General features: G+C 41.6%; 11 protein-coding genes. 4 read left to right on the top strand and 7 right to left on the bottom strand.

From position 1 onward, the window contains the following. Positions 1–337: 337 nt before the first annotated feature. The 4 genes from GU926_RS11110 to GU926_RS11095 all read right to left on the bottom strand — a co-directional run bounded on the left by GU926_RS11110 (position 338) and on the right by GU926_RS11095 (position 5,696). Complete coding sequence (locus tag GU926_RS11110) at positions 338–2,734, bottom strand: ATP-binding protein (RefSeq protein ID WP_160691844.1); 2,397 nt, start codon at positions 2,732–2,734, stop codon at positions 338–340. Then, a complete protein-coding gene (locus GU926_RS11105) occupies positions 2,727–3,446 on the bottom strand; it encodes an ABC-three component system middle component 1 (RefSeq protein ID WP_160691842.1) in 720 nt (239 codons plus the stop codon). Before GU926_RS11105 ends, GU926_RS11110 begins: the two co-directional genes overlap by 8 nt. After that, positions 3,439–4,707, bottom strand: coding sequence for an ABC-three component system protein (locus GU926_RS11100; protein ID WP_160691840.1), 1,269 nt, complete (start codon positions 4,705–4,707; stop codon positions 3,439–3,441). Before GU926_RS11100 ends, GU926_RS11105 begins: the two co-directional genes overlap by 8 nt. A 188-nt stretch (positions 4,708–4,895) precedes the next feature. Then, complete coding sequence (locus GU926_RS11095; protein ID WP_160691838.1) at positions 4,896–5,696, bottom strand: DUF2726 domain-containing protein; 801 nt, start codon at positions 5,694–5,696, stop codon at positions 4,896–4,898. A gap of 102 nt (positions 5,697–5,798) precedes the next feature. Here GU926_RS11095 and GU926_RS11090 point away from each other — a divergent pair, with 102 nt between their 5' ends. From GU926_RS11090 to darG, 3 genes are all read left to right on the top strand, one after another. Then, positions 5,799–6,056, top strand: a complete 258-nt coding sequence (locus GU926_RS11090; protein WP_160691837.1) for a helix-turn-helix domain-containing protein — start codon at positions 5,799–5,801, stop codon at positions 6,054–6,056. 514 nt (positions 6,057–6,570) lie between these two features. Next, positions 6,571–7,215, top strand: a complete 645-nt coding sequence (darT, locus tag GU926_RS11085) for a type II toxin-antitoxin system toxin DNA ADP-ribosyl transferase DarT (RefSeq protein WP_160691835.1) — start codon at positions 6,571–6,573, stop codon at positions 7,213–7,215. Then, a complete protein-coding gene (gene darG / locus GU926_RS11080; RefSeq protein WP_160691833.1) occupies positions 7,215–8,270 on the top strand; it encodes a type II toxin-antitoxin system antitoxin DNA ADP-ribosyl glycohydrolase DarG in 1,056 nt (351 codons plus the stop codon). Before darT ends, darG begins: the two co-directional genes overlap by 1 nt. A 366-nt stretch (positions 8,271–8,636) precedes the next feature. Here the strand turns inward: darG and GU926_RS11075 are convergent, their stop codons facing one another. Together GU926_RS11075 and GU926_RS11070 are read right to left on the bottom strand one after the other, a co-directional pair. Beyond that, positions 8,637–9,596, bottom strand: a complete 960-nt coding sequence (locus tag GU926_RS11075; protein WP_198001407.1) for a hypothetical protein — start codon at positions 9,594–9,596, stop codon at positions 8,637–8,639. Positions 9,597–10,086: 490 nt separating this feature from the next. After that, the gene (locus GU926_RS11070) at positions 10,087–10,314 is read right to left on the bottom strand and encodes an SH3 domain-containing protein (RefSeq protein WP_160691831.1); all 228 of its coding nucleotides are present in this window, start codon (positions 10,312–10,314) and stop codon (positions 10,087–10,089) included. Position 10,315: 1 nt separating this feature from the next. Here GU926_RS11070 and GU926_RS11065 point away from each other — a divergent pair, with 1 nt between their 5' ends. Continuing rightward, positions 10,316–10,525 (top strand): hypothetical protein, encoded by a 210-nt coding sequence (locus GU926_RS11065; RefSeq protein ID WP_160691829.1) that lies wholly within the window; start codon positions 10,316–10,318, stop codon positions 10,523–10,525. A gap of 468 nt (positions 10,526–10,993) precedes the next feature. Here the strand turns inward: GU926_RS11065 and GU926_RS11060 are convergent, their stop codons facing one another. Then, positions 10,994–12,421, bottom strand: coding sequence for a hypothetical protein (locus GU926_RS11060; protein ID WP_232058298.1), 1,428 nt, complete (start codon positions 12,419–12,421; stop codon positions 10,994–10,996). Positions 12,422–12,873: the final 452 nt, after the last annotated feature.

The following is a 12,873-nucleotide window of genomic DNA, read 5'->3' as shown; positions in this document are numbered from 1 at the left end:
TTTTACAGGTTACGTGGGTCACTTTGATTCTCACACTCTTGTCAAACTTGGTGACTGCAACGGAAATTAATTTAAACAGCTACATCTAGCGTTAAACATGTTAAAGAATCTGAAAAATAGCATCTATACTACTTTGAATCATCAACTCTAACTTCTATCTGGTCAGCTTTTGATAAAAGAGCTTCCCCGTAGAATATATCCCTTGTTTGGTGTTGAATTTCAGTAAGTTGAGTAGTGGTCTAAGAAGTGAAAACTAATGTTTAAATCAAATACAACTAGCAATAAAACCTAAGTTTAATTAATTTTTAAAAGTGTCAGTGAATTAGTCCTTCAATGGTTATTCAAGAATTGTCGTTTCTTTCAAATTTATTCGTTTTGTCTCTTTCCCGTACTTTTGGAACTTGTACCGGAGGTACATAGAAGTATCATCTTCATGTGTGGACAAGAAAATTTGCCTATCACCGAACTCATTTCTAAGTAGCTCAACTAAGGAGGCGACGTTGATCTCATCCATTGTTTGAGTTGGATCATCTATCAGAAGGAGGGAGTTCTCTGCGTATATCTTATTTAAGGCGAGAGAGAATGCGATGACTAATGCTGTTAACTGGCCGGAGCTTAGGGAGAACAGGGCATCGTGGTTGGAGTTCAGGTCTGACAGGAACTTTATGGATTTTAATTCTTGCCCGCCTTCCCCATGGATGAAAAGGCCCAGTCCCCGCTGGTAGCTCTGTATGATTCGCGCACTGTACAAATAGAATGGAATTTCAATGTCCCTAATTACCTTACTTCGGAATATATTCAACTCTTTTTTGTAGATGCCTTTCATTTCGTTAAGCTGTCCATGCAGCTCATCCAGTTTCGTTTTTTGGCTTCGCGCCTGCTCCAGGGATGCGTCTATAGTCTTTAGCGCAGAACTATTGGTCAAATGCCATTGGTAATCCAGATATCTATTCTTTGCCTGTAAATCTGAAATGGAGATCAGCTTCAAATTATCCTCATTCGATTTAAAAAAATCCTTATAGGTAGATGAAGCGTCGGTAGGTATTAAGTCTTTGTCAGCAGGTTGCTGCTGCTCGATGATAAAGGTTCCTAAGGTCTGCACCTCCTCTGGTGAGATTGGCTCATAAGCATTAAAATCAGTTCTAAGAAACTTGTCAATGCTTATTCCATATTTGTTTAGCCAATCGGAGAAGCTAACAATTTCGTTTTTTTGCTTAGATGCCTCTAACAGCTGGGAGTAGAATGCTTCTTGAATTAGAATGTTGCTGGCCTCATACCGTTTTAAAGCCTCTATCAAGGGCTTGAGCTCACTATCAGTGATCAAATGAAGCAGGGCACTAATTTGTTCAATATTACCTTTGAACAAACTGGTGAATTTGTCTTCTTTCTGTTGCATAGCCGCCAACAATTGCTCAAAATCAGACCAGTCAAACCCGCATAATGGACACTCACTGTCTTTGATGCCTTCAGCTCCCCTTACCTTATTAAATTGAGCTTGGAGTGCCAACCGGCTATTGTTCAAGTCCCGGATGAGTAGGTCGAGATCGTTGGCGTTAGCTTGTAGCCTTCTTAGTTGTTCAATTTCATTTTGCAGTGAATCGGATGGGGCCTGGATTTGTAGCAGTGAGGAGATCCGCCCGAAATCTACTAGATTGTTGAGCAACGTCTTAGTGAGCTGATCTCCCTGTAGCTTTTGCCTTGCCTGCAGGATTTCCAATTGGGTATTGTAGTTGGCCCTTATAGTCTCCATCTCTGGAAGAAAATGGAGCAGGGCAATTGTTGACCTCAGTAACGGAAAGTTCTCAGCGTATTTAATGAGTTTAGCGTTGATCCGATCCTGTTTGAATACATTGAAGGTTGCCAGGAAGTCCTCAAGGGACTGTAGCTCTTTTTTACCAGCATTGTATACATCCTCCTCTAAACGCTCTAGTTCTATATCCCATATTCTATGGACATCAAGCCCAGTAAGGACCGATTTATAGGTTTCAGCGTCAATATTCTCGTTCCGTGCCTTTCCCTTCGCTTCCTCCCTTTTGCTCAGTAAGTTGCCTATAGAAGTAGAGAGCTCTTTCAATTTGTCTGAGAGCCGCTTTCTTACAATATCGATTTTCTTGCTCTGAAACTCCTGCTCTGTTGTGTCGAAAAGGGAACTGATGAACTCCTTTCTGTCCCTTTCGCCGCGTTTTAGGAAATGGGTGCTATCCTCCTGCTCAATGTAGTAAAAGAGGGAATAGTAGTGCAGGATAGTACTTCCGAATAGTTGGCTTACTAGCTCCTTTTCCTCGGTCTCGGTTAGTAATGCGCCTTCATTAAAGTCTGATTCAAAATTCGGCAACTGATAGAGATTGAATTCCGAGAAGTTGTCAGGGTAGGCGTTCCCATCCGTCCTTGCTGTACATTTCATCCTTCTGCATAGGACAAATTTCCCCTCCTCATTGGAGACCTCCATAGTTACCGAGATACAGGTTTCCCCTGTCTCTCTGTTTTCTATAGCCTCCCTGCATAACAATAGGGGGTCATTGTATGAAAATGACTTAATCAACGTCCCTGCCGCTCGGTTGATCCGGGTAATATTCCTTGTTATAAGCAGTTCTATAGCATCAAAGAGAGAGGTCTTCCCAAATCCATTAGGTCCGTCAAGCACCACAAGGTCCTTATCCTCAAAGTCAAATGTCCTGGCATCAAATAGTTTAAAGTTCTCCAGTCTGAGCCTGCTTATTTTTATCTTATTCATCGCAGAGCTTGGTTATCAGTTTATCAATCGGATCATTTTCCAATATACTCACATCTAGGTTTAGCAGCCTTTGCTGCAAAACCTCATGCCCCTTAAGCCTAAACATAGAATCAATGGCATTCTGCAAATCATACACCTCCTGGTGCTGACTAGTCGTCCGTAAGATCGGGACCTTTATGAAGATGCGGCTAAGAAGAGAGAAGTAGCGAAATGTTTCCTCTGCAGATGGGGCTTTAGATTTGAGGTAACTTTTAAAAGACTCAAAGGAATTGGGGTTATTCAGTTCTTTCTGAAGGTCCTCTAATCTATATCCGTCTTCTGAGAACTTATCTGTGAAAGCTGATAACTCTGGCTCGGTGTAAAATAGGACGTACTTTTTGAAATCATAGGGGTCTTCCTCCAGCTCGAAGATAAATCTTTTGCTGTTTTCGACTTCCTCTTCACTAAGAACTTGCCAAAGCACCAGCAAACTCACGTTCTTGCTGAAACCTGAGAGATGGCCCTTCCAAAAAGAAACCAGATCTGCTAGACTTTGGTCAAGCTTCTCCTCGGCCCACTTATCTGGATTTAAGCTTGCCACATTTAGTACAAGAAAGTACTCCTCTTTTTGGGAGGAGCTAAATGAGGCTAAAAAAGACCCAACAGGAAGGCTTTCTTGCTGGGCAATGGTAAAGTTTAGTTGCTGTAGTATGCTTTTAAGTATGTCAGTCATCTGTATCTATCCTTTGTTTAGCTGCTACTCGATCAATCATCTCAATTGCCTGTATCTGATTTATTTTTTCTCTGATTTCTGAGCTGTGCTCCAGGTTCTGTATATTCATAATATGGCCCAGCTCCTTTCCCAAGGAGGCAAAGGACACGCTTTTAGTGATTATAGTTCTCACTTCATACAGAACCCTCAGATAGGCATCTTTATGAATATTCTTCCTTAATTCATTGATAATTCTTAGTTTTTTATCTCCCAAAGATGTCGGTAGATAATTAGCTCCACCTTTATGATATTGAAGTTTGTAGTCTTTGTCGGCTATATCGGCGCGAAGTGATATATGGCTAAGGATCTCGCAAAAGTTATCTGTAATGATATGAGCATGGTGCTCAGGAAACCCTGATTCTTCTATTATATCAGCACCCGGAAAAATAGCTAGGCAAAAGTGTCTGAATTTATCATTTGCCAGGCAATTGATTAGAGAACTATACACACAAAGCTTCGTGTATTGTTCTTTGCTCAACTCTTCAGTAATATTGTTTTCGGAGAAAAAATTCTCAAATGCTTTATTAAAAGTTTCCTTTATTCGAAAGGTGTAATAATCCTCCGAATTAGCATTATAGTTCTTTTGCAATGTAGCAATAATCTCTTCGAATGGGATTCGTTTATCTATATCAGCTACACGGACACCAGTATGATTGATGCGATGGATGTCCTGTATTTTGGCTGTAATTTTGTTACATAAATACAAAAGACAACGATCATAGAAAGTCGTACCTCTATTTCCAGAATTTTCTGGGTCTATTTTGTTAAGATAGTTTGAGATTCTGCTTAATAACTCTTTGTCTATAAACTCGATTGGCATAAAACATTTCCCAGCCCCATAATCATACAACGTTATTCCATTCCACTCTGGAGAAATTATGGAGCATGCCGTATGTAGACACCTTATAGGCAAGGTAGTTGGCTCTTCAAGGCTTTCAGTTTGATAGATGTTGGCCAGAAGCTTGTCAACTGCTTCCTGATACTCCGCTGCTCCTGAACCACCCTTGCATTTTACTTGGTGGATTGAGATATATCGCTCTTGGTTTTTAATGCTGAAATCTTCTCTCCATTCCAACTCTAAAGCATAATCCTGCCAATTCTGGTCTTGGCCTAGCAGTAGATCCAGAACAACGATAAGAGCTATCTTTCCCTGATATACAAATCCATTCCATGTGGGGGCTGCACAGTGATGCTTTTCCTCACTTATGAGTGATACTTCCATTTACTACATTATATAATGCAGTCCAGTAGTGGTAGCTGCTACTACAATACTAGCAAAATAGGAGCAATGCTATATAGGAGAGTTTTATAAATTATTTAGACAACAATTTTTCCGAGGATTTAAAAAGACCATTTAACATGGCTGTAATGAGCATTTCTTGTATGAAAATTTTAGGAATGCTCTAGTTCTTAAAATGGAGGTTCCTGCGAAATGAAAGCAGCAGCTTCCAACATACCCGCACCCCCAAATTTCATGCGCAGTTCTGCGGCCTTTAGCAGGCGGGGTACCTCGGTAGAGAGGAAGCGCTTTCTGTCCTTAGGGAAGACATAGTAAGGTACCCCTACATGATTCATCAGCCTTTCCTTATACTCAACGTTGTTTGACCACTGTGCCTGCTCATGTTTGAACGGGTGGTCTATGACCGCCAGCACGTGGCTTTCCTCGTCGGCCAACGCGAAGGAGAACCTAGCCTTGTGGAAAAGCTCGAGTCCGGTCGCGTCCATGGCAAAGGATTGTGAGGTCTCCTCGTCGAGGAAGGCGGCCGGACTGACAGAGGGGAATACGTGCGGGAAGAGTGATGTGAGCTGTTCGAAAGTCTCCTCCCTGCCGATGGGAATAATGGGCCTTAGATTGCACTCACCTCTGCGGTGCAGTGCCCTTATAATGGGGGCATTCTCCGTGACCTCTCGACTGCAGCTTGTACACATCACCTGGTAGCCGTTGAATCCAAACTGCAGTTGCTCCAGCTCCTCCCTGTCTTTTAACGGGAAGGAAGTCTGGCAGACGGCGCACCGGGCGGAGGCGGCGCTAGAGCTCCTTACTGCCTCCAAGACCTCATCGGCCGTTTTTCCGCTTATCTCTGCTAATTTCTCGATTGGGTATATGGGCCCTAGGCTCCTGCTGCCCTCAGGCCAGAAGGTCCAGTACAATAGGCTCAGAGCATTGTGCCCGGCCTCGGCGAAATAATGGATGTCGCAGTTAGGGTTCATGTGAGGAGTGGTTTCTGACTCAGGCAAATCTACCCTTCATACCCTTTAATGACAAGTATGTCATTAAAATAAAACTGTGGTTTCGCCAGCTTGCCGCAACGAATGGCGAGACTGAGAAACCAACGGCTTATAGACGCGGTGGCTGCGCGGGTGAAGCAGCTACGCGAGGCGAAGGGCGTGACCCTGGAGGTGGTTTTTCACGACACCGGCATCCACTTGGCTCGGCTGGAAGCGGGCAGGGCCAACGTAACGCTTAGCACCCTTGAGGCAGTCTGCCGGTACCTAAATGTAAGCCTTGCTGAGTTCTTCTCCCAGGGCTTCGAAGCCCTGGGAGAAGAACTCGGAGATCATAAAAGCTAAAGGTAAGTAGCTAGTCCTTCCGGAGGTATTGGGTTTGTTAATCAAGACTTACACTCCGGAAAAATTTCTCTAAAGAGTCTAAATCTTGAAGCAGAAAGTTCGATATTTCAGCCCCTGAGTCTACCCAATAGTAAGATAAAGCCTTGTAAGTTAGCCACTTGCAAGGCTTTTGTCGTTTTACAGGTGACCAAATAGGTGACATTTTTATGTATTCTTGCTTATCCGCAGTTACAAGTTAACTGAAACTGCTAAATATTTCAATACTTCTCCATGGGTTCTTATGACTCTGATAGTTGCCGAGTTTCAACATGTAAAATTTTAATTCTTTCTAATCAAGCATAAAATAAGTGAATGTTGCAGGCAATTTGGTTGTTAAGGTATTAGAAATGTGGTTGAACTGTAATAACCTTAGAGGGGCTGAGTCTTGGTTGGCTATTGGAAAGGTTTGTTGTTTGGACACTTGAGAAAAAATAAATGATTAGTTTTGATAAAGATTTGAGAGACTTCTAAAGCAATGTCAGTAATACCTGCCAAAAAGTGGTTATTTAGGATTATCCATAAAGATAACTTGGAATACATTTTAAAGCATGGTATATTCAATCGATACCATCCCAACGCTGACCCGAACTACATTAATATTGGCGACAGCAATCTGATTGAACAGCGAAATAACCATCAAGTAGGAATATCGCCCCCGGGAGGTGAGTTAGGGGAATACATTCCTTTTTACTTCGGGCCCTTGTCTCCAATGCTGTACAACATAAAAACAGGTCATCGTGGTATTACTAAAAGGCCACAAACAGATATTGTTTATTTATGTTGCAAAATTAGTGATGTGGCGGATTCATGTAGTCATTGGTGCTATACTGATGGACATGCTAAAACTGCAATCTCAGAGTTTTACAACAGCTTAGACAACTTGGAGAAAGTAGATTGGGAAGTTGTTACACAGAGATGGTGGAGTAACACTGAAGATGATTTTGACCGTATGAGGAGAAAGCAGGCCGAGTTTCTAGTCAAAAATCACGTTCCTGCATCAACAATTGGATGTATTGTTGTATATGATGCTGAGAGAGAGGTGCAGGTGAATAATATGCTAAAGCATTTAGGACTGAGTATTCCAGTTTTGATTAACCCTAGAAAGGAGTTTTACTATTAATGGAGTACATTAAAGGAAACTTGTTAGATGCCAATACAGAGGCATTAGTAAATACCGTGAACACAGTTGGTGTCATGGGTAAGGGAATTGCTTTGCAGTTTAAAGAGGAATTCCCTATAAACTTTAAAATATATTCAGCGGCTTGTAAAAGAAAGGAATTGCAACCTGGGAAACTTTTGGTTGTAAAAGAGTTGACTATTAAAGGAGAAAAAACAATAATTAACTTTCCTACTAAAACCGAATGGTACTTAAAATCAAGTTATGGTTATGTGGAAGATGGGCTAAAGGAATTAGCTAGAATTATTGAATCAAACCAAATTAAAAGCATTGCAATTCCTCCTTTGGGCTGTGGAAATGGGGGGCTTAAGTGGGATAAAGTAAAACCAATGATTGAAAAATATCTTGGAAACTTACCTAATGTAGCAATTCATGTTTATGAACCCAATGAGGCAGTAAAGGAGTTGTTAAAACAACAAGAAACAAAAAAAGTTGTAAAGCTTACCCCGGCACGCGCAATGCTTCTGTATGCTTTGTTCTATTATGAAGCATTAGGTGAAACTAGTAGCTTATTTGTAGCTAATAAACTTGCATATTTTCTGCAACGCCTTGGGGAAAGCAGTTTGAGTAAATTGAACTTCACTAGAAGCCACTATGGCCCATACAGTGTTCAAGTTGAGCATGTTATGGTTGCTCTTAATGGAAAGTACCTAAAAGGACTAGAGCAAAGAAGTGCAAAGGCTTTTGAACCTCTCGAATTAAATTACAATACTTTTGAAGAAATAAGTGGTTATATTAATAATGAACTCACTTATGAGCACAAGCAGCGTCTAGATAATCTTGTTAAGCTAATTGATGGTTTTCAATCGGCTTTTTCATTAGAGATTCTAGCCACTGTTGATTTTGTTAAAAGCGAAAAGAAAGATATTCAGTCAAAGGACATAGTTCAATCTATACATAACTGGTCTGAAAGGAAAAGAGCCCTTTTTAAAGACAAGTACATAGATATTGCTATTAAACATCTTGAAGAATACGGAAGCCGGTTGCAAATTGGGTAGTAACTTGCATAATCTTTAAAGTAAATATAAGAAGAGGCTTTGGTGGTTATCTACCAAAGCCTCTTCTTTTTATATTCAATTTTAAATTAGCTTTTTTAGGCTTAGAATAGTTGTCTTAACTTTCAGAGAGGTAGCCCTTATTTAGTATTTGTTCATCTTAAGGCTTATGAAGTGTGCTTCTACTTATGATTTGTGCAAATCTGCGGCAATTGAAAACAGTTCTTGGTGGATATTTTTTCATATTGTCCATGCTTGAGGTTTACCTGAATGAAGTGTTTTCGCGAGCTAAGTCATTGAATAATTTTTGAGTAATTAACATGAATTAATTAGTAGCGGATTCTGGCGTACGTTCCCGAACAAGCCTTACTAGCTATCTAAAAGGATTTGCTCTGTTATTTCTAGCTTGGTTGACTTTCCTGCCTTGCTTGCAGAGGTTAACGGTGGCTTTACATTAACAACTACCAGAAAGAAGCACTTGTTGTTGATGACTAGCCTAGGGGGGAAGTACTTTCTTTCCTCATTGAAGTTGAAGTCAATCTCAACATCATCTAAGTTGAAAACAACCAGATACCCAAAGTCCTTATGATAGTCGTTTGTATACTTGATGATCTGGGTAAGTCCTTCTTTAATTCTGTTTACCTTGTACCCTTTCTCACTGTCAAATACCTTAACCTCAATCACTAACGGGTCATCTGTGTCCAAAGCCCCTATGATATCAGCGCGGCCCGACACTGACTTAGGCGTGGAGAAAGGGTAATCAATCCCTTGATCAAAGAGGAACAACCTTAAATCATCTTCAAGGATTTGTTCATAACTTTTGGTAGCACTTTTGTAAAGGCTGTAAAGTCTTTCCCTATTAAACCATTCCGTCCGCTTTTTGTATTTCTCCAAAAGGAATATGGTAGAGTTCGATTTGTCTAGCTTATCGTGCAGATAGTTGACTAATGGAGTGATGTAAGCCTCAAGGAAGTGGCTTTTTGAATCGTCAAAGCTGGCACGACCTAATAAAGAGGAATACAATAGGTTGTTGGGGCCGTGTTTAGCAAATAAATGCTTAATCATGAGGTAAACATATGTTGCTTGCTCATCCTCGCCGTCAAATTGAAGAAACCCACGGCTGTCTTCTGCCTTGATAAATTCTTCTACTTTCTCTGAATCTAACCCATACTTCAACTTTCCTTCCAATAGAATAGAAGCCAGAATCTTCTCGCTTTCAATGTTATTTATGAAATAGTTTATTTGGTTACCGAATTGGGAATAGTTAGCCCTGTAGAGCCTATTCTTCCATTCTTGAAGATTAGTTCTTAGATTGTGGTTGTAGTACATTATTTGCCGAATTTTTTAAATGCCTGTTGAAGTTTTCTTAAAGAACTGTTCATTGCCTCGATGCCTTGGTGGACAGAGGCCTGACTATCTTGAATGTTGATTCTTACTTTGCAGTTATGGCAGAAAGCATAATTTTCTGTTTTAGCATCTATTAGCTGGACATCTACAATGTAATTACATTTAGGACAAGGGAAGTTTATCCAGCATGAGTCAAAATCAAATTGTCGCATCCTACAGCGTCTTAAATAATTTAACTTAAAAAATTACACCTCAATATTGCCTTTGATTGTGCAATAAAGATTCACAACGTTGTTGTACTATCTAAAACTGCATAATTTCCCCCTGTTTTAGCCTGTTCAAGCCATTTTCTGTAAATGCTTTTACAATGAATGCTTAAAGAACACAAAGGCTATAAGGGGTCGATTTTAAAGCATATTCAAAATTGATCAGACTGATTTTGCTCCCCAGGCATAAGGTGAAACTATCCAGCCTATAGTTTGGTTAGGCCCTGTCTGTTCACGTACCCTTTGCTTATTCTCAGGCTTCCGTTCTGGAAAGAGGAGATGGTAATCTTCACCCATTCTTCCCCCTCTAATGAAGAAGAAGTCACTACTTCTCCCTTTGGCAGTTTGGCCGTAATGGGATATTCTGCGCCGGGCCCAATCCGCACTTCCACCATTTCAGAGTGAACCTTGTAATCCCTAGGGGCAGCGTTCACAATGGCTGGCGAATCAGTCGTTTTGGGCGATGTGCTCGTATTTTTAGCATTGTTTTTGCTTAGCGATGCCACTTTGCCGGTGGAACTGGTCCTGCTAGTAGTTGGGCTAGCCTTGGCTGTGCTGAGTTTGCGAGTTGTAAGAGCCTTGCTCGGCACCTTGGCAGATTTTCTTTTTGGTGAGGCGCTTGCCTTTCTCGCCGGTGCAGGGTAGGCGGTGTAACTGCTTCCCCCGCCAGTGCATACCCCGCAGGAGCCCCCGCTGTTGCAGTGCTTGCAGTAGTTGCAGTTGGAGCAGGCGGTGCAGTTAGAGGAGCCTGTGCACTTGCCAGTGTGTGAACCGCCTTTATGAGGTGTGTCACCGTTATGGGTAAGGGAAATGGTCAGGAAGTAGGAGGCAATGATAAAAAGGTTGAAGATACCCATGGAGTGGAATAGGAAGTGTCTCTGGTGTTAGCTGATTTCATTGTGACTCATAAAATTAAATAATTTTAAATTTAAAACAGGGAATCCTAATTGGTTGGCGGAGTTATTCCCCCTTAGAAGGGAAGCCTACTATGGGAAGCCTTTTTTAAGCCTATTTTAGCCGCTTCAAGCGACTCTGTGACAAAGCCTGATGTTCATGTAGTCCTTTAGAGCAGGAAGCCTTGAAACGGCTAAAAGGTAATAGCCTTAAATGATTTTATGCCGCCGCTCTCAACGTTATTTCCAGCTTATGAGGGTGCAATAGAGTCACCTCTATCCGAGGCATGTAGCCAGTGAGCCGCATGCACTCTTCCGTCACCACCTTTTGCAGATAGGCTTTATTGGGCTCGGTGGACAAGATGGAATCATGGACAGTGAAGAGGGGCACTGCCTGTCTTTCACGCTTTATCCTGCCGCATACCTTCGTCAATAACACATGCGCCTCTATGGCCTGTAACAGACAGGATAGCAACCGGTGGTCATGCTGCTTGATGTACTCAAAGAGCCGCATGACGGTCGGGAAACAACTTCTGAAAAGGTCTTTGGCGGCTTCCCTCTGCTTCCTTACCATTCTGTCTTTCATGTTTTCCCTGTGTTTTGCTTGCTTCTCATTCTCGGAGAAAAGGATGGTGAACATCACCTTCTTCATCTTTCCTCTGTCCATATCCCTTTTGCCAGTTGTCTCTACGTACTTCTCCAAAAGGTATTCATACAGCCTACCTTCCAGTACCACATTCTTGTAGTGGATAACATCTTCATTGTCAATGTCTTTAAGGGTGTTATGAATCATAACGTTAGAAAAGACATTGGGAAGACATAGAAACATCTCGTTTGATAATACATTGTGGAGAGACAGTCTCTTAAAGGTTATTTTAGCCTTAGTGGAAGTGTTATGTGCATCTATGACATTGGGAATACTTTTATGAACGAACATAGAAGGAGTAGCCATAGAGATTTTATCGCGGCGCGCTCTCGTCTTGCCGTAGAAATCCCTATCCAGTAATAAAAGGCTGAAATACATCTGGCTGTTCTTCAAATCCACCTCATACAGCTTCTCCCCTCCGTATGTCAGGAAATTCCGCAGTTCCTTTTTTAAATTAGTTAATGAAGTGTGGAAGCGGCCCGAAACAGTGTCAAAGCCGTGGTAGAAGTTGCCCTTGCCTATCTTCAAGGCCGCATGCAGGTTAATATGGTACTTCAACAGCTTCTTCTCTCGCCTAGTCAGTTGCTCCTTGGCAGTTGGGTCTTTCCGGTTGGCGTTGTTCACGTCTGTTACCCGCATTTTTAAATTTAAATAACCGCCATCTCTCACACCTTGCAGAAACGTTTTGCGCAGGTACTCTTGAGCCCCTTCCATATCCATTTCCAGAAGTCCGCTTTTGAAAGGCTTGCGCAAGTGCTTGCCTAATCCCTCTTCCAGTTCCTTTAGCCGTTGTTCCTCATGTTCTGTTAGCGCCTTTTTAAAGTTAAATGAAAAGGCCTTTTTCACCTCAACAAGTGTGTAACCCTTCCGGTATCCCTTAGTGTAACGGTACATGCGGGAGTGCACCCCGTTCCTGTACTGGTTGTTGCCCCCGTCAAACACACCGGTATTTACAAGATAAGCCAGATAGTATTTATAGTCGTTCCCGATGGCGTTTTTCAAAGCCCTGGAATTAATGGGCACGAAGCCGTTTCGGTGTTTCAGGTCTTTGTTGTTGGATGGGATTTCAATGGGTAAGGAAAGGGCGTAATGTAGCTTATCGGGGCAAAAGTTCTTTCCTCCTTCTGGGAAGTGGTCTTTCGGTGGGTATTGTGCAAGGTGCTCTTTGATGATGAATGTGTCTGGGATAGAATACTGCATTTGATGATTTATTAAATAATTAAATGGGTAAAGTTTGGGCAATAGCATGCTGGCAGAGGGGTTTCTCCTCTTTGAAAATGTCTTTAGGAATGTTGGTAATGATTGCCTTTTACAAAGGTAAAACCCGTGTTTACAAGTGGAGGAAAGAAGCGAAGGGTATTTTAAGGGATATTTATAAATATTTTTGGCACCTTTTTAATTATAGACAGTCAAGAACTGGCTGTTGGCCGTTCCGTTTAGATTGTGCATAAGGA

The sequence above is a fragment of the Nibribacter ruber genome, assembly GCF_009913235.1.
Taxonomy (GTDB): domain Bacteria; phylum Bacteroidota; class Bacteroidia; order Cytophagales; family Hymenobacteraceae; genus Nibribacter; species Nibribacter ruber.
This window is presented reverse-complemented; position numbering and strand designations above follow the sequence as displayed.